Genomic DNA, 25,163 nt, shown 5'->3' on the forward strand with positions numbered 1-25,163 from the left:
GTTACCTGTAGGGGTCGGGCTGGGACAGGAAGTGGCGGACATAGTCTGTCACCCCATCCTCCAGTCCCGTCATGGGGGCCGTGTAGCCGGCGGCGCGTAGCCGGTCCAGCTTACCTTGGGTGAAATACTGGTACTTGGCGCGCAGATGATCGGGCATGTCGACATAGTCGATGGTCGGCTCGCGGCCCACAGCACGGTACAAAGCCGTGATCAGATCGGCGAAGGATCGCGCCTGACCGGAGCCGACATTGAAAATGCCGCTGACATCAGGATGGTCCAGTAGCCAGAGTACGACATCCACGCAATCGCGGACATAGACGAAGTCCCGCAATTGTCCGCCATCGGCATAATCAGGTCGGTGCGACTTGAACAGGCGCACGCGCCCACCGGTAGCGGCGATGGCGTGGTTCTTGGCCACCACGCTCATCATCTCGCCTTTATGATATTCGTTGGGGCCATAGACATTGAAGAATTTCAGGCCGGCCCAGTGCGGCGGGCGGCGGCGGCCCCGGCGCACCTGATCAATCACGAACCGGTCGAAGGCGAGCTTCGACCAGCCATAGGCGTTGAGTGGGCGCAAAGCCGCCAGGGCTGCCGGGTCATTATCGTCGAAGAAGCCCTTGCTGCCATCGCCATAGGTGGCGGCGGAGGAGGCATAGATCAGGGGCACGTCATGGGCGGTACACCAATCCCACAGCAGGGTGGAGACGCCGATATTCGTCTCGACGATCAGATCGGCATCGGTTTCCGTGGTGGCCGAGATGGCGCCCATATGCAGCACGGCCTTCACCGACCCGCTGCGGGCCACCAGGAAGGACGCAAGCTGATCCGGCTCCACGAACCCGGTCACCAGATGCTTGGCCAGATTGCGCCATTTGTCGCCGGACCCCAGCCGGTCGCAGACCACCACCTCTTCCCCGCGCGCGGCCAGGGCCGCGACGAGGTTGGAGCCGATGAAGCCGGCCCCGCCGGTAATGAGAATCAAGCCGGTCATCGCGTCATACCTGCTGGTCAAGCTGCCGCATCAATAAAGCTTTCCGCAAAATCCCGCCATGTACGTTCGGTTCGGATGAAAATCTTGCCCCGGTCGCCGACGGTCCGCGCCTCCCGCCGGTTCGCATAGAGCGTTTCCAGATGGGCCACCGCTTCATCCACCGAGCTTTCGCACCAGCCCTGGCGCGCGCCGCGCGGGTTGGGAACGGGTATCTGCTGACGCAGCGGTAGGCAATTGCCGTCACGGATCAGGTCGCGATGGCCGGTATTGTCGGACAGGATGACGGGCACGCCGCAGGCCATGGCCTCCATCGCCACCAGATTGGTCGCCCCCTCGCACCGGTTGGGGAACAGAGCGGCATTGCATTCGGCAAGAATGGGTGCGATCTGGGCACGGGTCAGAAACCCGAGATCGACAAAGGCATCGGTGGGAACGCCATGATCCGCCGCCCATTCGGTGATGCGCAGGCGGTGCGTGGCGGGGTCGATGCGTGGCGCCCGCACCGCCAGGGGCGATTCCGCAATGTCCGCGGACGTGTGCGGCCAGGCATTGTGCCAAGCGGTGATCAGCAGGGCGTCAGGGTGGCGCTTGTGGAAAATGCGGAACGCGGCCAGCACCACATCCTGTGCCTTGCGATATTCGATCTTGCCGCCGGAAAACACCACGAACCGATCGCCGAACAGGCCGCTGCGCGGAAGCAGCGGCAATTCCGACGGGTCCACGCCCTGAAAGGTCACCCGTACGTCGCGCAGGCCACGTTCGGCCAGCAGGCCGCTATTGTAGGAGGAATGGACGATGATGCGGTCATACTGGCGGGCGCGTTCCAAGGTGGCCTTGTCTAAACTTGTATCCTCGAACGCGATCACGCCGATATTGGCCTCTCCATGATAGAGGCTGCTGGTGGGGCCGGGTTCGAAGTTGTTACCCAACGCATGCAGGGCTGCGCAGTCATGCAGCTTTAGCTTCTTTCCACCATGTTTGGCGGACAGGGCGGAAATCTGATGATAGCCATCCATCAGCGGTTCCAGCTTCTCCCGCGTGGAAGCGCGCATGGTGATGAAGGCCGGCTTTTCCAGCAGCAGCGGCGGCTGGTTGCGGTCCACCAGACACAGGGCCGTATGGACACCCACCAGGCCCCAGCCATGGATTTCCGTCAACTGCCAGGTCAATGCCAGATTACGCGCCAAGTCCCGTCCCCGAAGCCATTACCACTATGCCCAGCCTTACTGCCCGTAGAAAAAAGGGGCTGACCGGCAGCTTGGCACCGGTCAGCCCCCTTGTCAGCATCTGGCCTTATCCCCCGAAGGAGATGTTGCTGCTGTTCAGTTTGGCGGTGGATACGACGCCCAGCAGTTTGATCTCCCCGGACGTGATGCTCTGCTCTCCATTGGTCTTGGTGACCATGTAGATCCCGGTATCGGTCTCGTCGCTGGCCAGGACCATGACGCTGCCGCCGGCACGCGGGTTCTTCAGAGCACCGATGGCGGTACGGATGGCAATCAGGCTGTCATCGGTCAGGCTGCTGCTCGTGGTGGTCAGGCGGACCACCTCGTCATTGGCCATATCGACCTGTCCGGTTGTCCGGTCTCCCCCCTGGACCACACCGTCGCCGTTGCGGTCCAGCAGGCTGCGCAGATTGCCGACCAGTACCAGACTGTCCAGTGCCGTCTGGAAGTTGGTGATACGGTCGAAGCCTGTGTTGGCGCCCGCTGCCGCACCGTCGCCGGCATTGCGGTAGACGATCTGGTCTGCCACCTGGCTTGTCCCCAGCGCAATCTGGTCGGCCCCGGCCCCGCCTTCGAAGCGGATGGCCTTGGCGTCGGCCACGGTGACGATATCCGCCCCGTTGCCACCCGTCAGGGTCTCCACCCCGCTCACGCGGATGGTACCGCCCTGGCTGCCCAGGGTGATCACTTCCTTGGATGCGCCACCGATCAGGGTTTCGATACCGCTGACCAGCATCGTGGCACCGCTATTGCCGATTGTGACGATGTCGGTGCCATTGCCGCCGGTCAGGGTCTCCAGACCACGGACCAGCAGGCTGTTGCCACCGTCGGCCAGACGGACCGCATCCATTCCGCTGCCGCCGACCAGGACGTCAATGCCCTTGGCCCACAGCGTACCACCCACAGCACCGGTGAAGACGAAGTCGGTGCCACTGCCGCCGATCAGGCTTTCGATGCCTTCCACGGAGATGGTGGCACCGGCGCCGGCCAGCGTGACCTGATCCAGACCACGCCCACCGATCAGCGTCTCCAGGCCGGAGACGGCAATACTGTTGCCGACATCGCCCAGGGTGACACGGTCACGGCCACGGCTACCCACCAGTTCCTCGATCTGCTGGATCCAGATGGTGCTGCCGGCGCCACCCAGATAGATCAGATCGGTGGCCGGAGAGCCGGTCAGGCTTTCCAGCATTTCCACACTCATCGTGGAACCCACGCTGCCGGTGCTGGTCACCAGGTCGTTCTGGGCGCTGCCGATCAGCGTTTCCAGCTGCGTCACGGCGATGGTGGTGCCGGTCGGGCGGGCCAGGGTGATGATATCCTGGCCGATGTTGCCGATGACCGTTGCATAGCGGTCGAGGCTGAGCGTCGCACCGGAGGCCGGCAGGCGCAGCACATCGTCCACCGCACGGATGGTCAGCAGCTTCTCGCTGTCCATGGTGCGGGCATCCAGATCGGAGGTCTGAACCAGCAGCTGTGCCGTCTCCACCCCGTCAACCGTGGTGAACAGCAGCGTTGCTAGGGTCGCGTTGACATCGGCCACGCTGCCCGTGACGCGGATCACCGTGTTGGACACCTGGGTCAGGGTGGCGGTGCCGACGGCGGTCAGGGCCACCGTACCGCTGGTCGGGGTCAGCGTGACGGACAGGACAGGGCTGTCGGTGTCAGTGACGCTGATGCCCGTGACTGCCGACGCGGTCCCACGCGGGATGGTGACTCCATCGGGAATGACAGTCTGCGGCGGCTGCAACACCTCGATCAGGATCAGGTCGCTGTCATTAGGTGTGACAGGGTCGTGATCATCCGTCTCGATCCGCAGCGAGGCGCCCGGCTTGCCCTGCACGCCGGTGAACTCCATCGTCGCCAGTGACTGCTTAACCGCAGCGGTGGAACCGGTTAGGACCAGTACACCGCTATCGTTGCGTGTCACACTGACATCGCCCATCGCGGTCACGGAAACCGATCCATCGGTGGGGGTCAAGGTGACGGTCAGGGTCGGGCTGTCCGTGTCGGAGACGCTGACACCGATGATCTCACCCGCAATGCCGGCGACCACCAGCGGCTTGACGGGCAGGATATTCTCTGGCGCCGTTGCCACCCGCACGTCCAGTGTCGCCACGTCGCTGCGTGGGACGGTGCCGTTGCCGGCCACCACCTGGATGCTGCCTGTAGTGCTGCCGCTGTCGGGCGTGAAATACAGGCCCGCCAGAGTGGCATTCACATCGGCCAGCGTACCCGTCAGGGTGACGGCCCCGCTGCCCCGGCTCTGGCTTGCCGGGCCCACCAGGGTGATGGCACCACCGGTGGGGATCAGGGTGACGGTAACGGTGCCACCCTGCGCAGCCTGAACCATGATACCGCCCACCACGCTACTGCGGCCCGCCAGGATGGCGGTGGCTGCCGGCATAGACAGCCGCGGATTGGCCGGATCGTCGTTCAGGATGGTGGCATTGGCCTGGGCAACCAGGATGTCCATGCCGGACGACGGGTTGGACAGGGTGACGGTGAACCGTTCGTCCTGTTCGATCACCGTATCGGCCGTGACCCGGATCGTGATGGTCTTCACCGTCTCGCCAGCGGCGAAGCTGACGGTGCCGGCGGGCAGGGTACCCCCGAAATCGGCAGCATCCAGACCGGAATTGCCGCTGACCCGATAATCGACCGTGGCCGCCCCCAGATTGTTGCCCGTACGGGTAACCTGGAAGGTGAAGTTGGTGAAGCTGCTGTCGCCTTCCGCCTTCGCGGTGTCGATTGCGGTGATGGAGAGACGGGTGGGAACAACGGTTCCAACCTGTGCGCCCGCCACCGCCGTGTCGAGATTGCTGCCCGTCAGGGCGGTGACGGCGGCGTCCAGGTTACCTGCGGCGGTGCCGTTCCGCAGGGCGGTGACGGTCGTCGTCTGGGCCACGACCTGGACACGGGCGATGGCGGTAAGGGCCGCCAGCGGATCGCTCAGCAGGGCGGCGGCATTCACCTGGGCGTTGCCGGCCCCGATGATGGTGCCTGCATTGGCGGCAACGGCCCCGACCTTGCCGGCATCGACGCCCGGCAGCCGGGCGGCAGCGCCGCGCAGGATGCCGGCCAGCGTACCCGCGTCGGCCAGATTGAGGGTCGAACCGGTCGGCAGGGCGCGGATGGCATCGGCCAGCGCGTCCAGGATTGCCTGACCCGCTTGTCCCGGTGCCAGCGTGGTGGTGGCCGCACCGTTCATCACGGCTGCCCCTTCCACGATCAGGTTGGCGATCTTGACCGCTTCGGCCTGGGCCTTCACGGCAGAGGCCACCTGTGCGGGGCTGGCACCCGATGCCGTCGCCGCCTGCAGCGGATCGATATTCAGCAGATCCAGACCCGCATCGATACCCAGTGCCGTCTTCAGCTGTGCCGCCGCCGCCAGATTGGCGGACGCGGTTGCCTGCCGGCCGGCCAGGCCGACAATGGCGCTGGTCAGCGGGTTGATGACGGTGGCGCGGGACGGTGCCTCATAGACACCGTCAAAGACCTGACCCGTGGAGATGTCGGTGCCGCCCACCATGACATAGGCACCGCTGCCGCCGCCGATGGTGTAGTTGCCGGTCGCATCGGTGACCGACGACGCCTCGCCGGCATCCAGGACGCCATTGCCATTGGCGTCCGCGAAGACGGTGGCGCCGCTGATATAGCCGTCCACGGTCTTGCCGCGCACGAAGTTGATGACCACACCACCGAAATCGGCACCCGACAGGGTGAAGTCGGCCAGCGCGGCGTTGCCTGCCGCATCCTTGATCGCCCCGGCATTGACGATGCTGCCGGCGACGGAGATGCCGTCGCTATCCAGATCGCCCTCACCGACAACATAGCGGAAGGTGAGGACCGAACCGCCTGAGCCGCCAACATAGACCGCCTGACGGTTGGCAGAGCCGACCAGCAGGGATAGGGCCGGCGTGCCATCGACAGTCACGGCCTCGCTGAAGCTCAGGCTTATTTCCACGCTGTCGCCGGGGAAATAGGTACCGGCAGCGGGCGCGGAAATACCCGTGACCTGCGGCGGCAGACGGTCGCGTGCGCCATCCAGGATGGTGCCGGACACGCTGGACGGGTCGTTGATGCGCGGGGTCAGCACCAGGCCGGAGGAGGACAGGCTATCCAGCTTGACCGTGAAGGTTTCGTCGCCTTCGTTCAGGGCATCGGCCTTCACCAGGACGGTGATTTCCTGGCTGGACTGACCGGGTGCCAGAGTGACCGTGCCGGAGGGCAGTGCGTCGCCCGCGAAGTCGAACCGGTCGATGCCGCCGCCTTCATCAATGCGCCAGCCGACGCTGACCGTGCCATCCGTGGCGGGGGTCTGACCGGCACTGCGGCTGATGGTGAAGCGATAGGCAACCAAGCCGTCGCCCGTCGGTTCCACCTGGACCGACGGGGCGCCGCCGGTGACGCCAATGGCGATCAGCTGTTCCTCGGCGATGGTGATGTCCACCGCACTGGCAATGTCCTTCTGCCCGTCGCTGACGGAGTAGGTGACGCGGCCCGCCGATCCGGCGAAGCCGGGATCGACACGGAAAGTGAGGCCCGCCAGTTCCGTGGCGGACACCACGGCACCCGCCGCAACCGCACGGCCATCGGCATATTGCAGGACACCATGGCTGGGCAGTTCCCCGATGGTCACGAACAACTGGTTGCCATCCGGGTCCACGGGCATGTCGATGGACAGGCCGATGGCACCGGAATTCTTGGCGATGATCACCTGCTTGGGGGCCTGAATGACCGGGTCGTTATTCTCACCATCGATGGTGATGGTAACGGTGGCCGTGGAGGTCAGGCCGCCCTTGTCAGCGATCGTGTAGGTGAAGCTGTCCTGGCCCTTGCCACCCAGCGGAAGCGACTTGAAGGCGCCGTTGGGATCGTAGGTGTAGGTGCCATCGGCATTGACCTGGATCTTCGCCCCGGAGGCCAGGGTAATCAGGCTGCCGACCGCACCGTCGCCATTGACGCCGATGATGGTGCGGGTATCGCCCAGATCAATATCGGTGTCGTTATCCAGCAGGCCGGACCCGTTCAGGAAGCCAGTTTCACGGACAGTGCCAGTGTCATCCTTGGCCACGGGGGCCTGGTTGACGTCGGCGATAGTGACGGTGAAGTTCTGTGCGACAGAGGCACCGGCCTTGTCGGTAGCTGTGACGGTGATCCCCAGCGCCCCGGCATCGTTGAAGCCGGGCGTGCCGCTGAAGCTGCCGGTGGCTGCGTCAAAGGACAGCCAAGCGGGCAGGGCGCCGCCTCCGGCCACCGTGGCGGAGAAGGTCAGCGTGTCATTGGTGTCCACATCCCTGAAGGCTGTCGCGGGCAGGGCGAAGGTGAAGCCCTTGCCCTCGATGGCGTTCTGGTTGCTGATGGCCGTCCCGACCACCGGCGCATCGTTCACCGGCGTCACAGCCAGCGTGATGGTGCCGCCGACAGGCGCGTTACCGGCAATGTTATCGGTGACCAGCAGGCTGATGCTGGTCGCCTTGTCATTGTTCAAGGCTGGCACGAAGCTGGCAGCTGCCAGTGCCGCATTGATCTGCGCCATGGTGCCGATGGCGGTCCAGACGCCGGCTGCGGCGTCATAGCTGCCACCGCCCTCAATCCGACCCGTGGTCGGGTCGGCCAGGGTCAGGGTCGCTGTCAGGGCGGCGTTGGGGGCCGCGGTCAGGCTGGCACCGGCCAGCGAGATGGCGCCGCTATCCTCCACATAGGACAATTCACGCGAAAGGCCCGTGGCCGTGATCTGGCTCTGGCCGATGATGAAGGGTGTGCTGGACGCCGAACCCGCGACGTTGTTACCCGCGATGTCGGTGATGCGGCTTCCATCCATCGTCAGTGTCACGGTGCCGCCGCCCGTCAGGCCGGTAGCCGTGATTTCGATGGTCTGTGCGTCCACAATGCTGACGGAACCGATGCTCCCCTTCGCTGTGCCGGTCGTGGCCAGTCCGAAGGCAGCGGCGGTCGCGCCGCTTACCGCTTCGGAGAAGCTGACCCGCCAGGTCAGGCTGGTGCTGTCGGGTGCCGGCGTGCCAACCAGTGCCAGGCCGGTCACGCTGGGGGGGCGACCGTCGATGGTGACGGTGGTGGCGGTGCTGGCCTCGCTCACCAGACCGGACTTGCCGGTGGCCGTGGCGCTGAGACTCAGTGTGCCGGCCGTGGCGGCAGCGTCGATGGTGAAGCTGTAGGCGCCATTCTCGTCCGCAACGCTGGTCAGGCCGCTGGCGGTGCCGCCGATCAGCAGGCTGACCTTGGCACCAGCTTCCGCCGTGCCGGTCATGACCAGGCTGCCGGGCTTGGTGATCCCGTCACTGCTGGAGATGCCGGTATCGCTGCCTGTGGCCAGAGCCGGGGCGCTGGGCGCCTTGGTCTGGGCCTGCACGGCCAGGGTGAAGCTTTCCTGGCTGAGGCCGCCCTTGCCGTCGCTGGCCTGGACGGTGACGGTCCGATCGCCGGAAAGGACACCGGTCCAGTTCGCGCCTTCCTTGACAGTGACGACACCGGTCTTGCCATCAATCGCCACCAGACTGCCGGCATCGGCCAGCAGGCTGTAGGTCACGACGCTGTTGCCGGGATCGGTTGCAGAGGCGGTAATGCCGACCGTTGTACCGGCGGCGGACCCCGTCTTCACGGTGTTGGCGGCGCTGTCCTTATCGACCGGGGCTGTCGGAGGGGCATTGGTGACGGCGATGGTGAAGGTCTGGGTGCTGATCCCGCCCTTGCCGTCGCTGGCCTGGGCCGTGATGGAATGGCTGGTGGTCGTTTCAAAGTCGATCTTGTCGGCATCCTTCACCGTCACGACGCCGGTCTTGGCATCGATCTGGAAGCGTCCGTCGGCATCGTTGGTCAGGCTGTAGGTCACCGGCGTGGTGCCAGGGTCCGTGGCCTTCACGGTCAGGCCGACGCTGTTGCCGGCCTTGGAACCCTCCGCCACGCTGTTGGCCATGCTGTCATCATCGACCGGGGTGGTCGGCACGACATTGGTCAGGTCGATGGTGAAGGTTTCGGTGCTCAGCCCGCCCTTACCGTCGCTTGCCTGCACAGTGATCGCATGGCTGGCCGCAGCCTCGAAGTCCAGCTTCTCGCCATCCTTGACGGATACGACACCAGTCTTGGAGTCGATCTGGAAGCGGCCACCGGCGTCATCTGTTAGGCTGTAGGTGACCACGGTATTGCCCGGATCGGTCGCCTTGACAGTGATCCCCACCAGGGTGCTGGCCTTGGCCCCTTCCGCCACGCTGTTAGCGGTGCTGTCGCCGTCCACCGACTTGGTGGGCGGTGCGTTCGCGACATTGATGGTGAAGGTCTGGTTGCTGATACCGGAAAGCCCGTCGCTGACATGCGCGATGACTGTGTGGCTGGATGCCCTCTCGAAGTCGAGCTTCGTGCCATCTTTGACTGTGACCACACCGGTCTTGGCATCAATCTGGAAGCGACCGCCAGCATCGTCCGTCAGGCTGTAGATCAGGGCCGCACTGCTGCTGTCGACGGCATTGACCGTCACACCAACGGCTGTGCCGGCTGCTACACCTTCGAGGACGCTGTTGGGCGCGCTATCCGTATCGGTCGGGACGGCCGGGGGCACATTCGTGAGGTTAATTTTCAGCGTCTGCTCAGTCTTCAGATGGCCGTCGGAAACCTCAACAATAATGTCGTGGTTGATGGCTTTGTTATAATCCAACAACTTGCCATTAGCGACAGTTACAATGCCAGTGCTGCTGTCGATGCTGAAGCGTCCACCCGCGTCATCGATCAGTTTGAACGCGAGTTCTCTGACATCGACGGCGGTCACCGTTCCAACAATGCTACCCGTTTCTGCTCCTTCTTGGACCAGTACTAATGAACCCGAAACATTGGCGGGAGCGACGGTATCGACAACGTGGGTATCGCCCTTAAACACCAGTGTGCCATTGTTCCCTGCCAGATCCTTAACGTCTGTAGCTTGAGCATCCAATCGGAGAATGCCCTCGCCACTGATGCCGTCGAGTGTAACTGTGTAAGTGGTGCCACTTCCAGTTACAGAAGAAATATTGTAATTAATCGGCCTATTGAATCCCGAAATGTCAGATATAATGAAATCTGAAGAGTCTACGTCAGTAACTTCCTCTGAGAAAATGACTTTATAGGTCAATGAAGAGCTATTCGCCAACGGTGAATTTGTTATATTCGCCGATATTGCTGTTGGCTTCGTTGTGTCTACTGTAATAAATGTCGACCCAGCTATATTCGTTATGTATAGATTGTTCATCGTCAGGTCAGAGCGACCGGTCAGGGTGATCTGGTTGCTGGCGTAGCTCAGGATTGTGTCGCTGCCGCTGGCGGTCAGCTTCATCTGGCTTTCGGCAAAGACCGAACCGCTGATGCGCAACTTCTCGGTTTCGGCGATGTCGGTGACCGTGTCGCCATTGCCGACATCGAACAGGTCGATGCCAGCGCCGCCCGTCAGCGTGTCGATGCCGTCGCCGCCGATCAGCGTGTCATTGCCGGCCCCGCCGACCAGGGTGTCGTTCCCGGCCTGACCGTCCAGATAGGCATCCGTGACGCCCGAGGATGCGCCCAGCGTGGTGACCGTCACCATGTCGGCACCGGAGCTGCCGATGATGGTTTCGAGCAGCCAGACGGCCATGCTGCTGCTGGCCGACAGCGTGGCGATATCTAGGCCGGCACCGCCCACCAGCGTCTCCAGCTGGGAGACGGTCATGGTGCTGCCGCCGGACCCGGTGGAGGTCACGACATTGACGCTACCATTGCCGACGAAGGTTTCCAGCTGGCTCACCGACGTGGTGAAGCCGGAGCCGGAAAGCGCCCTGATTGTATCCGTGCCAGCCCCGCCCTGGATCACGTCCAGCATCGAGAAGGCCAGGGTATTGCCGCCGGAGTCGAGCTTGACCACGTCGCGGCCGGTACTGCCCGTCAGCGTTTCCAGCAGCGACACCAGCATGGTGGAGCCGCTGCTGCTGGAGAGGGTGACATTTTCGACAAAGTTGCTGCCCGTCAGGGTTTCCAGCAGTTCCACGGCCACCTTGGAGCCGCGGGTGCTGTTCAGCGTGACGACATCCTTGCCGACGTCACCCACGATGGTCTGATAAGCATCCACGCTGACCGTCGCACCCGCGGACGGCAAGTACAGGATGGTGGCGGGCACGAAGATGGTGACCGTCGTCAAGGCACCGCCCAGCGACAAGGTCTCGGTCGGCGTATAGACGGTCTCCAGGCCCGACACAAGGATGGTGGCGCCAGTATCGGTGAAGGTGACGACGTCGTTGCCGCTGTTGCCGATGACGGTTTCCAGGCCGATGGCGCTAAGGGTGCCGCCGCCGGTGCTGCCCAGCTTGACGATATCGATGGCGCTGCCGGAGCCTGTGACGCTCTCGACATCGGTCACGGTGATGATGGATTCCACCAGCGTCACGGTGACGGTCGTGCTGCCGTCCAGTTCCTCGCGATCAACCGACGTACCCTTCAGGATCAGTACGTCATTGCCGCTGCCGCCCGTCAGGGTATCGACCAGCGACACGGTCATGGTAGCACCACCGGTCGCAGCACTGACGAGGTTAACGACATCCGTGCCGATACCGCCGGCCAGCTCCTCCAACGCTTCGATCCTGATGGTGCTGCCGGATGTGCCGCCCACCGTGGCGGCATCATAGCCACTGCCGCCACTGAGCGTTTCCAGATTCGTGACAGTAAGAGTGTTGCCGCCACTACCAAGGATGACATGGTCATTCCCGGCGCCAGCGTCGATTGTCTCCACCACCGACACTGTGACGGTATCGTTGCCGCTGGTCAGGGTCGCCGTGTCCGCACCCTTGCTGCCGATGATCGTCTCGACATCGGAAATGGCCACGTTGCTTTGCAAAACCGGAACGATATCGACGATGACGAAGGAGGATTCCAACGTCACAACATCGGTGCCCGCACCACCGATGATCGTTTCGAACTGCGACACCAGAATCTGGTTGCCGCTGCTGCCCAGCGTCACGCTGTCAATGCCGGTATTGCCGATCAGGGTTTCGACCAGTGAGACCTGGATATTGTTGTTGCTGGTGCTGGTCAGGGTGACGGCATCAAGACCGGAACCGCCGACCAGGGTCTCGATGCCCTGCATGGCCATGGTGATGCCGCCGGTTCCGGTCCCGGTGATGACATCCGTGCTGCCGCCGCCGGTCAGCGTTTCCAGCAGGGCGATGGCGAATGTGCCGCTGGCCGCGGCGGTCACAACGTCCTTGCCGATGCTACCGGCCAGCGTCTCCAGCGCCTGGAACAGCAAAGTGTTACCACTGCTGCCCAAAGTGATGGCATCCGCACCGCTGTCGCCAGTGATGGTTTCAAAATCGACGAGCGTGGTGTTATTGGTGCCGGACAGGGTGACGACGTCAGTCCCCGCGCTTGCGACCAGTGTGTCCAGGGCCGACACCGTCACCGTATTGCCGCTACTGCTGCTCAGGATGACAGACGCACCGCCACTGTAGCCGATAAGGGTCTCAACCAGGCTGGCCGTCATGGTGCTGCTTGTCAGGCGGACAAGGTCATTGCCGCTGCCACCGACCACGGCTTCGAACCCGGCCAGGGAGATCGTGCTGGTGGCATCGGCCAAGACGGCGACGTCGCGGGTGCCGTTACCGATCAGCGTGTCGACCAAGGACACCGACAAGGTGCCACCGCCGGTGTCGCGGTTGGTGATGACATCGACACCGGTGGTGCCGGTGATGGCCTCGATCTGAGACACCGTCATGGTGGTGCCGATTGTGAACACGGTTTCAACCATCGACACCGTCATGGTGACGTTGACTGGTATTATAGTGACCTGATCGATACCGCTGCCACCCGTCAGCGTTTCCAGCAACCTGACGGAGATAGTTCCACTGCTGGACAAGGTGATGTCGTCGGTACCGGAGCCGCCCACCATTGTCTCGACGGAGGATACCAGCATGGTGGCGCCGGTGGTCCCCATGTCGCTGATGCCGTCGGTTCCGCTGGTGCCGATAAGGGTTTCCAGAAGGGAGACAGACAGGGTGCTGGTTGTCGAGAGGGCGACCACATCGGTCCCGCTGCCATCGCTGACCAGGGCTTCGATGCTGCTGACGGTCAGCGTGTTGCCACTGCTGTTCAGGTAAACGGTATCACTGTTACTACCGCCGACCACGGTTTCGGCGGCGTAGATGGCCATGGTGCCGCTACGCGTGAAATTGATGATATCGACGCCGCTGCTGGCAATCAGCGTCTCTATGCGCCACACGTTCACGGAATTGCCGATATCGGCCAGGGTGACGATATCGATTAGGGAACTGCCTTCGATGCTCTCCAGGCTGGAGACGGTGATCGTGTTGCCGCCAGTGGCCAAAGCGGCGACATTGTAACCGCTGTTGCCGACCAGCGTCTCCACAGATCTCACATTGATGGTGCTGTCGCTGCTGCCGGCCTGGGTGATCACGTCCGTGCCGGCACCGCCGGTAAAGGACTCGATCTTTTCGACGAGCATGGTGCTGCCGTCGGTGCCCCGAAGCGTGAAAGTATCAACGCCTGTGCCGCCGATCAGCGTCTCGATCCCGGCGATGCTGGTGTTATTGCCGGCCCCGGCGGTGGCGAACAGCACATCCGTGCCGACACCACCCAGGATCGTTTCCAGCGACGAGACGGCCAGGGTGACGCCGGTCGATGTCAGGGTGACCACGTCAACACCGCTGCCGCCGGTCAGCGTCTCAAGATCCCCGATCATTATAATGTTACCGCCGGCCCGCAGGGTCACCGCATCGGTCCCGCTACCGCCGATCAATGTCTCCAGGAGGATGACGTTAAGGGTATTGCCCTGGTTGTCCAGGTTAACGACGTCGGTGTCGGCGCCGCCGGTCAAGGATTCCAGCAGTGCTACCATCATGGTGGCGCCGCCGCTGGCGATGGTGGCCTTATCGACCCCGCTGCCGCCGATCAGGGTTTCGATGAAACTGACAGTGTACGTGCTGTTGTTGGTTGTTGCGGACGTCAGCACATCAATACCGGTTCCGCTCCCTAGCAGCGTTTCCACTAACGAAAATGCCAGGGTGTTGCCCTGGCTGTCCAGGTGGATGTGGTTGGTACCGGATGCGCCGATCAGGGTTTCAATCAGTGAGACCTGTGTGGTGCTGCCCCCCGCGACGAACGTGATCACATCCTTGCCAACGCTGCCGGTCAGGCTTTCCAGATTCTGGATGTTGATGCTGTTGCCGGTATCGGTCAGGGTCACGGCGTCGATGATGCCGATGCCGCTACCGCCCCTCAGCGTTTCAACACCCGCGACGGCTATCGTGGCGCCTTGGCTGGTGAAGCCCAGGACGTCGGTTCCTGTACCGGCGATCAGGGTCTCCAGCAGGCCGACAAAGATTGTTTTGTTGCTGTTGTCCGTCAGGGTCACCATGTCGGTGCCGCCAGCACCGATGATGGTTTCGACATTGCTGACGGCCAGGGTGGCGCCCAGCGTGCCCATCCCATTGATGGCATCCGCAGTGCTGGCCGACCCGGTCAGCGTTTCGATCAGGGCCACGCTGAGTGTGGTGGCGGCGGCCAGGGTGACGGCGTCGGTTCCCGCCCCGCCGGTCAATTGTTCGATCAGCGAGACCGTGGTCGTGGTGCCGGTCGTGGTCAGGAACACATTGTCGGTGCCGGAACCACCGATCAGCGTTTCCACCCCAACGGCCAGCATGGTGCTGTTGCGGCCATCGACAAAGCGGACGACATCCTGGCCTGTGCCGGTGGTCAGGGTTTCCAGCAACGCCACGGTGATCGTGTTGCCGCCATTGCTGTCCAACGTGACGACATCAGTACCGCTGTCGCCGATCAATGTGTCGATGGCGCTGACGGCCAGGGTGACGCCGGCCGTGCCGGTGCTTGTTACCACTTCGTTGGCATTGCTGCCGGTCAGGGTTTCGATCAGGGCGATGGCGAAGGTGCTGCCGCCGGTGCCGATGGTCAGCACGTCGGTGCCGGCCCCGCCCGCCAACAGTTCCACGGCCGTGGCGGTCAGGGTATTGCCATTGCTGGCCAGGGTCACCTGATCATTGCCGGACCCGCCGGCCAGGCTTTCCACGGCGGTGACGGCGATGGTGATGCCGCCCGCCAGCAGGGTTACCAGATCGGTGCCCGTGCCGCCCGCCAGGGTTTCAATCCCACTGACGGAGATGCTGTTGCCGCCATCGACCAGCGACGCGCTGTCGGTCCCGCCGCCACCGGCCAGGGTCTCCACCCCATCCACCAGAAGGGTGGAACCGGCATTGCCGGTGGAGGTGACATATTGGGTGCCGCTGCCGCCCACCAGGGTCTCAATGGCGTTGATGGCGAAGGTGCCACTGCCGACACTGCTCACAACATCCTTGCCGGACCCGCCCGTCAGGCTGTCCACCAGCGAGATGGCGATGGTGTTGCCCGACGTATCCAGCAGCACCGTGTCGGTGGCGGTGCCACCGATGAGCGTTTCCACCTGTGAAACGGTGATCGTGCCGGCGATGCTGTCCAGCCGGATCTGATCGACACCGCCACCGCCGGTCAGGCTTTCAATGGCGGACACCAGCATATTGGAACCGTTGGGGCCCGTGGTGGTGACCGCGTCGGTGGCGCCGGAGCCGATCAGTGTTTCCACCGCCAATACCGCCATGGTAGCGGCGACGGTGAAGGTCACCACGTCGGTGCCGCCGCTGCCAACAACCGTGCGGTAGTCCGTGACGGTGCCGGCATTGGGCAGGCTGATGATCTGGTCGTTGATGACCACCCAAGTGCCGTTGGTGACGTCGGTACCGCTTAGGAAGTCGGGACCATTGGGCTTATAGACCGTCTCGATCCCCTGCACCCAGACACTGGTGTCTGAATCGGTAAGGGTGACGACCGTGTTGGCGCCATTGCCGATCAGCGTTTCGACACCCACAGAGGTGATGGTGCTGCCCGCTGTCAGGATGACGGTATCGCTGCCGGTGCCACCGATCAGCGTTTCGATGCTGATGAGCGAGAGGGTGTTGCCGCCCCCGCCCAGCACGGCCGCATCCCCACCGGCGGCACCCGTCAGGCTTTCCAGCAGGCTGACGGTGATGGTGTTGCCACCCGCGGCCGTTAGGGTCAGGGCATCATTGCCCGCACCGCCGGTGAAGACTTCGATGGCCGTCACGCTGAGGGTCGAGCCACCATCAAGGGCAAACAGCTTGTCTGTTCCGCTGCCGCCAACAATGGATTCCACAGTCCCGATATGGACGGTATTGCCATCCGTACCCAGGGTGGCCAGGTCCGCACCGCCGCCACCTACAAGGGTTTCCACCAGCGAGACCGCGACGGTCACACCGCCAGCATCGGTCAACGTAACCTGATCCTGACCACTGTTGCCAATGATGGCTTCAATGCTCGATAAGGACAGGGTGCTGCTATGCGTGGTCAGGCTGATGATGTCGGTGGCGGTACCGCCCACCAGGCTGCTGAACTCTCCCACGAGCAATGTCGTGCCGCCGTCCCCCAGAAGCGCCACATCAATGCCCAGCCCGATATGGCCCACCAGGGTTTCCAGGCCGCTGACCGACAGGGTGGAGCCGAAGGACCCGGTATCAGTGATGACATTGATGGCCCCATTGCCGGCAATGGTCTCCAGCAGCTCCACCGACATGGTGAAGCCCCCGGTACCATGGGCCAGCGCCACGTCGATACCGGTGCCACCGGTCAGGCTTTCCAGCAAGCTCATCGCCATGCTGTTGCCGCTGTCCGACAGGATCACCTTGTCCAGGCCGGAACCGCCGGTCAGCGTCTCTAGATTGGAAACAAACAGGGTGGACCCGTCGGTGCCGGTGCCCGAGACCACGTCCCGGCCACCGCTGCCTACCAGGCTTTCCAGCAGCCGCACGGCCAGGGTGGAGGCCTGGTTGAAGGTGACGACATCATTGCCGGCCTGACCGATGATGGTCTGGTAGGCATCGACGCTGACCGTATTGCCGGCGGCACTGGGCACCGTCAGGATGCTGTCGGGCGGATTGACCACAATGAAGGTCGTGGCGCCGGCCAGGTTATAGGTGGCGTTGGGGGTATAGACGGTTTCCAGGCCCGTGACGAAGATGGTGCCCGACGCATCCCTCAGGCTCACCACTTCCGTACCGCTGCCGCCAACCAGACTTTCCACGCCGGAAACACCGACCGTGCCGCCGCCTGTCCCGAACAGGACGGTATCATTGCCACTATTGCCGATAATGGTTTCCAGCAGGCTGGTGGTAATCGTATTACCGCCGCCTGCCAGCAGGGCGATGTCAGTGCCATCGCCGCCGATCAGGCTTTCGACCAGCGAGACCGACAGGGTGACCGTGGTGCCGGTACCGCTGGATGCGGTGACGACGTCATTGCCGATACTGCCCGTGATGGTTTCAACCGCCGTAACGGCCAGAGTGCCGCCAAACCCGGCCAGCGTTACGCTGTCGGCGCCGCTGCTGCCCGTCATGCTTTCCACCGCGCCGAAGGTGATAGTGGAACCGGCGGTTCCGCCCATCCCAACGATATCCGTGCCGCTGCCGCCCGTCAGGCTGTCGATCAGCGAGACGGTCACGGTGCTGCCGCCGTTGGTGGCGATGGTCGCGATATCCTTACCGACCGTGCCGGTCAGGCTTTCGATCAGGGAGACGGCGATAGTGCCGCCGCCCACGGCCATCTTGACATGATCGATCGTGCTGCCGGCATCGCCCAGCACCCGTTCAACCGCCGCGACGGTGACCTCATTGCCGCTGGTATTGGCGGAGAGGCGCAGTGTGTCATTGCCGCTATTGCCGACGACATTTTCAACCAGATCGACCAGCAACGTGTTGTTGCCGGCACCCAGCGCCACCGTGTCGGCACCGCTGCCGCCGCGCACGCCTTCGACCAGGGACACGGTCAGGGTATTGGCAGACGTCTGGTCGATGGTCACCAGATCATTACCGCTGCCACCCGTGACGGCTTCGATGCCGGTGACCGACAAGGTTCCACCGGTAGTGCCGCCCAGGACCGCCATATCGGTGCCGGTCCCGCCGACCAGGCTTTCGATCAGGGACACGGCCAGTGTGGAACCCAGGCTGCCCAGGGTGACGGTTTCTGTGCCGCTGCCGCCCGTCAGGCTCTCCATCAGCGAAACGGCAAAGGTGCCGCCGCTGGTGCCGCTTAGCGTGGCGGCGTCGGTACCGTTGCCGCCGATCAGGCTTTCAACATCGCTGACCGTGACAGTACCGCCGCCGGAACCCATCACCGCAACATCGGCACCTGTATTGCCGATCAGGTTTTCCACCTGCGACACGACAAGGGTGTTGCCGCCGGTGCCAAGGAAGACGGTGTCGCTTCCTGAGCCACCCACGACGCTCTCGACCTTGTTGACGAAAATGCTGTTGCCACCGGCAGCAAGGATCGCGAAATCCTGTCCGGTATTGCCCAGCAGTGTTTCAACCGCGAGCAGGGCCACCGTAACGCCACTTGTCGTGGTGGTCACGACCTCTGTTCCAGCGCCACCCGTCAAGCTTTCGATCAGCGCAATCTCGATGGTCGCGCCGGTGCCGCCGATAACCGAGACACGATCCGTGCCGCTTCCGCCGGTCACAGCCTCCAGACCGGTGACTGTAACCGTGTTGCCGTTGCTGGATACCAGTGTCGCCAGATCATTGCCGGTGCTGCCAACTAGGCTTTCCACCAGCGACACTGCAATGGTGCCGCCGGAGGTCACGAAATTCACGAGATCTATGCCAGCGCTGCCGGTCAGGCTTTCTACGCCGTCGACTGTCACGGTCGCGCCGCTGCCACCCAGTGTGACAACGTCCTTCCCGCTACCACCCAGGAACGTTTCCGTCGCTGTGATGGTGATGGTGGAACCACTGGTGCCGGTGTCGGAGACAATGTCAATTCCGGCGCTGCCGATCAGGCTTTCGACCAGTCGCACTGACAGCGTGTTGCCATTTGTATTGGAGATGGCCAGGGTATTAACGCCGCTGCTGCCGATCAGTGTTTCAACCAGGTTGACCGACAGAGTGCTGGCATTGGTACCCGTTAGGGTAACGGTGTCGTTTCCACTGCCGCCCGTCACGCTTTCGACAAGCGCGACAGTGAGTGTGTTGCCGCCAGAAGCCAGGATGGCGCTGTCGTTGCCGGCGCTGCCGACCAGCGATTCCAGATTGCTGACGGTCACCGTCTGGCCGCTGCCGCCAAGGGTGACAAGATCGGTACCAGTGCCGCCCAGCAGCGTCTCAACGCCAGTGGATACAATGGTCGTTCCGGTGTCGGAAAGGGTGACGACGTCACTGCCGACGCTGACGCCAGTCAGTGTCTCCACGCTGGAGATGGACAGCGTGCTCCCGCCGCTGGCCAGGGAGACCACGTCTGCTCCGGTGCCGCCGAGGACGGCTTCAACCTGTGCCAACAGGATCGTGTTGCCAGCGGCATCCAGCAGGATGGTGTCGGCACCGCTGCCGCCCGTGAGGCTTTCCAGAAGGGATACGCTGACGGTGGCGCCAAGGCTGCCAGTATCGGTGATGACGTTTGTGCCGGCATTGCCGACAATGCTTTCCAACTGTGACACCGCGATGGTGAAGCCGGAAGTTCCCAGATGGGTGACGATGTCGGTGCCGCTGCTGCCAACCAGCGTCTCCACGCCCGATACGGCCATGCTGGTTGTTGCCGTACCGTAAATCACCGTGTCGGCGCCGGTGCTGCCAGTCAGGCTTTCAACCTGGCTCACCTGCATCGTGATGCCATGGGTGCCGGTGACCGTCACGACCTCGTTGGCGCTGCTGCCGATCAGCGTTTCAAGCAACTGCACGGCCAGCGTCGTGCCTTGCGTCTGCGTCAGCGTGACAATGTCAGTACCGGCGTTACCGATCACGGTTTCAAAGGGCAAGACGACATTGCTGCTGCCGCCGGTGGCCGGCATATTCAGAATGTTAGTGACGCCACCGATAATGACGGTCTGGGTGGCACCGGCCAGGGCCAGAGTCTGCGATGACGTAATGACTGTGTCTACGCCAGAAACGAAAATAGTGGCGGCGGTTTCATCGAATGTGATGACGTTGGTGCCGCCACTCCCGATCAGTGTCTCGACGTTTGACACCTGGGTCGTGCTGCCGGCGGAACCCAGCGTAACGACGTCCTTACCGCTGGTACCCAGCAAGGTCTGCAAACGAGCTGCGGTGACAGTCTGGCCGCTGGTGCCGGCAAGTGCCACTGTGCTGACGCCGTTGCCGATAAGGGTTTCCACCGAGGACACGGAAACAGTGCCACCCAGCGTGCCATCTGCACCAAAATAGACGCTGTCAGAGAAACTGCTGCCGATCAGCGTTTCGACACTGCGGACATCAAGACCGGTCGCCCCGGAGGAGAGGGTAACGACATCCGTCTGGGCCGAGCCAACGAGCGTGCCCAGCATATCAACGCTGATCTTGGAGGCACCGCCCAGGGTGATGACATTGTTCAGATCGCCACCAGTCAGGGTCTCGATATCGAAGACCAGGGCCTGTGTGAGGTCGGTGGCTGCAAACTGCACCTTGTCGATGCCGCTGCTGCCGGTCAGCGTTTCGATGGCGGCAACGGTCAGAGTGCTGGCGGTGGTAAAGGAGATGACGTCGGTGCCCGTGCCGCCGATCAGTGTTTCGATATCCCGGATCACCATTTCGTTGGTGAAACTGCCGATCTTGGACATCGTGACGATATCGGTGCCCGTAGTGCCCTGCAGGGTTTCCACCAACGCGACGCTTGTCGTACTGCCACCGGTCTGCTGGATGATAACATAATCGTTCACGCTGACCGATGAGCCAACCAGCGTGTCGATCTGGCTGATCGCCATTGTGGTCCCGGCACTTGCACCGGGAGCGGTCATCCAGATAACCTCGGCTCCGGCCGAACCGATCAGGGTTTCGACCAGGGAGATGAACATCGTGCCCATGCTGGTCGCGGTGACCAGGGCCGTGGAGCCGTAGATCGGCGTCGTCCGCCGTTCCTCAATGGTGACGACGTCGGCGCCGCCGCTGGACCCGACAAGCGTGTCGATATCGGCGATGGTGATGGTCGTGCTGGCATCGGCCAGCACCAGCATGTCGCGGCCCGAGGAGCCGCCGGCCACATACTCAATACCGGACACGTTCATCGACATACCGCCGGTGCGGACCTCGATCGTCCCGGACTTGTAGGCATTGGTGACAATGTCGTAGCCGCTGCCGCCGATCAGCGTATCGACGAACGAAATGCCCATCGTGTTGCCGCCGGAACCCAGCGTGTAGACATCGTTCTTGGAGCCGTGGCCCAGGACGATCTCGTACCCAATGATCAGGGCCGTATTGCCGTTCAACGTGCCGACACTGGCCAGCAGGTCGAGCGCGCCGTTGCCGATGATCGTTTCAAACAGGCCGATGACGGTGGTGGTGCCGTTGCTATTAGTGGAGACCGAGACGTCATGGCCACTGTCGCCAATCAGCGATTCGATGAAGCTGATCGAAACGGTGTTGCCGGAGGTGCCGGACAGGGTGATGATTTCCGTGCCCGTGCTGGCGCCGATTAGGGTTTCCACGTTGCCGACGAGCATCGTGTTACCGAAGGACGACATCTTCAGGGCGTCTTGCCCCACGCTGCCGATGATGGTTTCGAGGTACTGCACGCCCAGTGTATTGCCGCCGGTGCTGCCCAGCGTGATCACTTCCTTGGGGGTGACGCTTTTGACGCCGTAAATATGGTCGATGTTGGTGACGGTCATCGTCTGACCGGCGCTGCTGAGCACAAGGCCTTGGGAGCCACCGACGCCTTTTACGAAGGAATAGACAGTGCCCGTCGAAAGGGTTACGTCCGCGCCGCCCGAAAGGGTCAGTGTACCGCCAGCAGCCATAATCGTCCCTCGCCCCGTAAAGCTGTGCCTACCCTATCTGAAAGGTGTAGGCACAGGTCCGGTCGACAGAGCTCGACCGGATGATAATTCATACTGAGGTATTACCCTATTGCGGCCGCTCCGGAAACATAAAAACCAGCACTGGAGCAGACTACAGGTATATCTTCGGGATACATGTCACAGCGTACGAAGAGATATCGGGCAGATGCCCTGCCGCCCGCAAACTATTCACCTACACAGGGGCGGGAGCAAAAGATAAATTTTAACCAAAATCCTCGACTTCTTCTTCTTAATATGAATTCGTTAATGTGTACTTGTTAACTTAGAAAATTACCCAACGCTAACAGCTTACCCCAAAAGGACAGGCGATGCCCAGGGGGCATAGGGGACCAGAGCGCGTAGCGTGCGGTCGGGTCGCACGAAGCTTCGTGCATGGTCATTCAGCAAGCTTGCCGTAAAGGAGAAGGTGCTGTTTGAGATCGCAAGTATATCCGCGGCGCAAAGAGCATGGAAGTCCTCAAGGAAGCCTGCGCCTTGTACGGGTGGAAGGCCAAGAAGGGCAGCATGTAAGGGCTTGTACCGGGCGAAAGCGGCAATCAGCTCGGGGTTGTCTGTCGCAATATAAAGTACGGGGTTGCTCAAGGTTGGCCAAAGCGCTTCCAACCATTCCAGATACCAGGCTTCCGGTGCGACCCAGAAAGGTCCCCAACCGAAATCGCCACGGCGCAGATGCACCGATATCACAGTTTCCCCTGTTTCCCGCAGCCGGGCCTGCGCTGCCTGGAAACTGTCGCGCCACCGCTGCCCTTGTGTGAAAATGCGACGGAAGGTGGCGGCATGTCGTGCCAGGGGGCCAGTATGGCCACAGAAATAGCCGTCAATATCATGTCCGGCCGCCTCCGGCCTTGCATCGGCAGACAGGCCGGCGGCCAAGCCAGCCTCCTCCTCCGACAGGCGTGGTAATGGCGAACCGGGAAGCGGGTCATCCAGATCGAACAGATGCCTGCCGACCCAGGGAGGCGTTTCCAGAGTCAAACCATGACGTTCGGCATAGAGGCGGGCCACGCCATATTGCAGGATCTGATTGCCGAAGCGACCGTTGCTCCCCAGCCTTGTCAGGGCCAGTCGCTGCGCCGGGCTGGCTGCGGCGGTACGGGCTATCGGTGGCGGACCCCATTGCCGTTCCAGCAGCAGCAGGGCACGGCGGGTAAAGGCCTCCCCAAAACCGGCATGGCAGGCGATGGCACGCTCCCAGGCGTCCAGCGCCTCGGGCTTACGGTCAAGCGCTTCCAGCGCTGCGGCCCGCGCGGCATGCGCGTCATAGTGGCCGGAAGACAGGCCGATGGCGCCATCGGCGACACTCAGTGCGGCCAGACCGTCACCCTTGTCCAGCAGCAGTCCGGCCCATTCTGTCTGATACTCGACCTGGGTGGGCGCGCTGGCGATTGCCTGACGCAGATGTTCCTCCGCCTCGTCCTTTTGCCCTAGCCGGCGCAGGGTTCGTGCCAGCAGAAAACGGGCATTCGCACTGCCGGGGGCCAGTTCCACGGCGCGGCGCAGATGGGGCAGGGCGGCCTGGGCATCGCCATCCTCCAGCAGGATCAGTCCCAGATTGACGCGGGCCGGAGCCAGGAGCGGCCGAAGCCCAACAGCACGGGCGAATGCTGATCGCGCCTCCGCCCGGCGTGCCAGGCGATGCGATGCCATGCCCAGCTCGAACCATCCCGTGTGCTGGTGTGGATCGATATCCGTCGCCTGACGTAGCAAGGCGTGGGCACCCGCATGGTCGCCCGCGGCAGTCCGTTCGCCGGCTAGATTGATAAGGGTCGTCGCAGTCCCGGTTCGGTTGCGCTCGTGGGTGTCGTGTCCTGCCGACAGCGCCTGCAACCGGCGGCGGACCAGGATTTCGATGGCCATGAAACGGCCATCGACCTGCGCCCCTTCTCCGGGTGCGCGACCGCTGACCATTTCGTCCTGCATCCGGTCCAGGACATTGCCGGGGCTCATCCGGTAGAAGACCGTCTTGATACCGATCTTCACGCCCTGCAACTGCTGTGTGATGGCGCGAGAATAGGCGACATCATCGGCGGTCGCGGGCCAGAACGGCGTTTCCTCCGGAAAGCCGCCGGTGCGAGCATGCGCCTCGCGGCGGATGCAGAGATTGCAGGGATATGTGCGGATCGACGCGTCGCGCCAGGCGGCGGATACCTGGCTGTCAATCCGGTCGAACAGCATATCGGTGCGCACATAATCCAACTGCGGATTGGCATCCAGCGCACCGGCTGTGACATGGAGATGCCGCTCCAGAAACATGTCGTCAGCGTCCAGAAACCAGAGATAGGGGCCCAGGGCCGCTGCAACGCCCGCATTGCGCGCGCGGCCGGCGCCCCGGTTCTGGTTGTTGGCTACCAGGGTCAGGCTTTGGTCGGGATGCGCCCGGCCCCAGGCACGGACGACATCCACCGTGTCGTCGGGGGAGCAATCGTCCACCACCACAATATGGACCTGCGCATCCTCGCGGCCTGACGCGCGGCGGTGATGGTCCAGTGCTGCAAGGATGCTGTCCAGGCTTTCCGCGATGGTGCTGGCGGCCTTGAAAGCGGGAATGACGACAGTTCCGATGACGCCATAGTGGCGGCGGTGGGTATCCAGCGCCGTGAGCGCTACGGCAATGCCGCTGTCAGCGGGGGCGGTGACGCCAGCCTTGGGCAGCATGGCGATGGCGTCACCATCCCGTCCCAGGATCAGCCAGACGGTGGCCAGCAGCCGGGCCAGATGGCCGGAGGGCGGGATGAACTGCGCCAGCCATTCCAGATGGGTCGCCGCCTCGTCGAAACGGCCGGGGTCCAGCAGCGCAGAGATCTGGTTCAGCGCCACATGCAGCATGGCCTCGGCCTGCCGCATGAAGGTATCCTGGTTTCCATGCAGGCGATAGGCCCGCCTGATCAGCCGCATCGCGCCCAACCCGTCGCCTGCATCACATAAATGCCCAGCGATGTGCTGAAGTGCCGTCACATCGGCGGGGTTGTCCGCCAGAAGGCAACGGCATTTCACCGGGTCCATTCGCATAGCCATGCCCATAACGATCTCGTCACGCATTCCATAGCAACCAAACTATGATAACAGG

The 25,163-nt window shown here is 62.9% G+C and carries 4 protein-coding genes; all 4 read right to left on the reverse strand.

The features are described from left to right. Nucleotide 1: 1 nt before the first annotated feature. Nucleotides 2-994 (reverse strand): ADP-glyceromanno-heptose 6-epimerase, encoded by a 993-nt coding sequence (gene rfaD, locus C0V82_RS22280; RefSeq protein ID WP_102114644.1) that lies wholly within the window; start codon nucleotides 992-994, stop codon nucleotides 2-4. Nucleotides 995-1,011: 17 nt separating this feature from the next. Further along, entirely contained in the window at nucleotides 1,012-2,181 is a 1,170-nt protein-coding gene (locus C0V82_RS22285; protein WP_102114645.1) for a glycosyltransferase family 4 protein, read from the reverse strand. 106 nt (nucleotides 2,182-2,287) lie between these two features. After that, nucleotides 2,288-21,907, reverse strand: a complete 19,620-nt coding sequence (locus C0V82_RS22290; protein ID WP_102114646.1) for a cadherin domain-containing protein — start codon at nucleotides 21,905-21,907, stop codon at nucleotides 2,288-2,290. 477 nt (nucleotides 21,908-22,384) lie between these two features. Continuing rightward, nucleotides 22,385-25,135, reverse strand: a complete 2,751-nt coding sequence (locus C0V82_RS22295) for a glycosyltransferase (protein WP_245924309.1) — start codon at nucleotides 25,133-25,135, stop codon at nucleotides 22,385-22,387. Nucleotides 25,136-25,163 lie beyond the last annotated feature (28 nt).

The sequence above is a fragment of the Niveispirillum cyanobacteriorum genome (assembly GCF_002868735.1).
In the GTDB taxonomy this organism is placed as follows: Bacteria; Pseudomonadota; Alphaproteobacteria; order Azospirillales; family Azospirillaceae; genus Niveispirillum; species Niveispirillum cyanobacteriorum.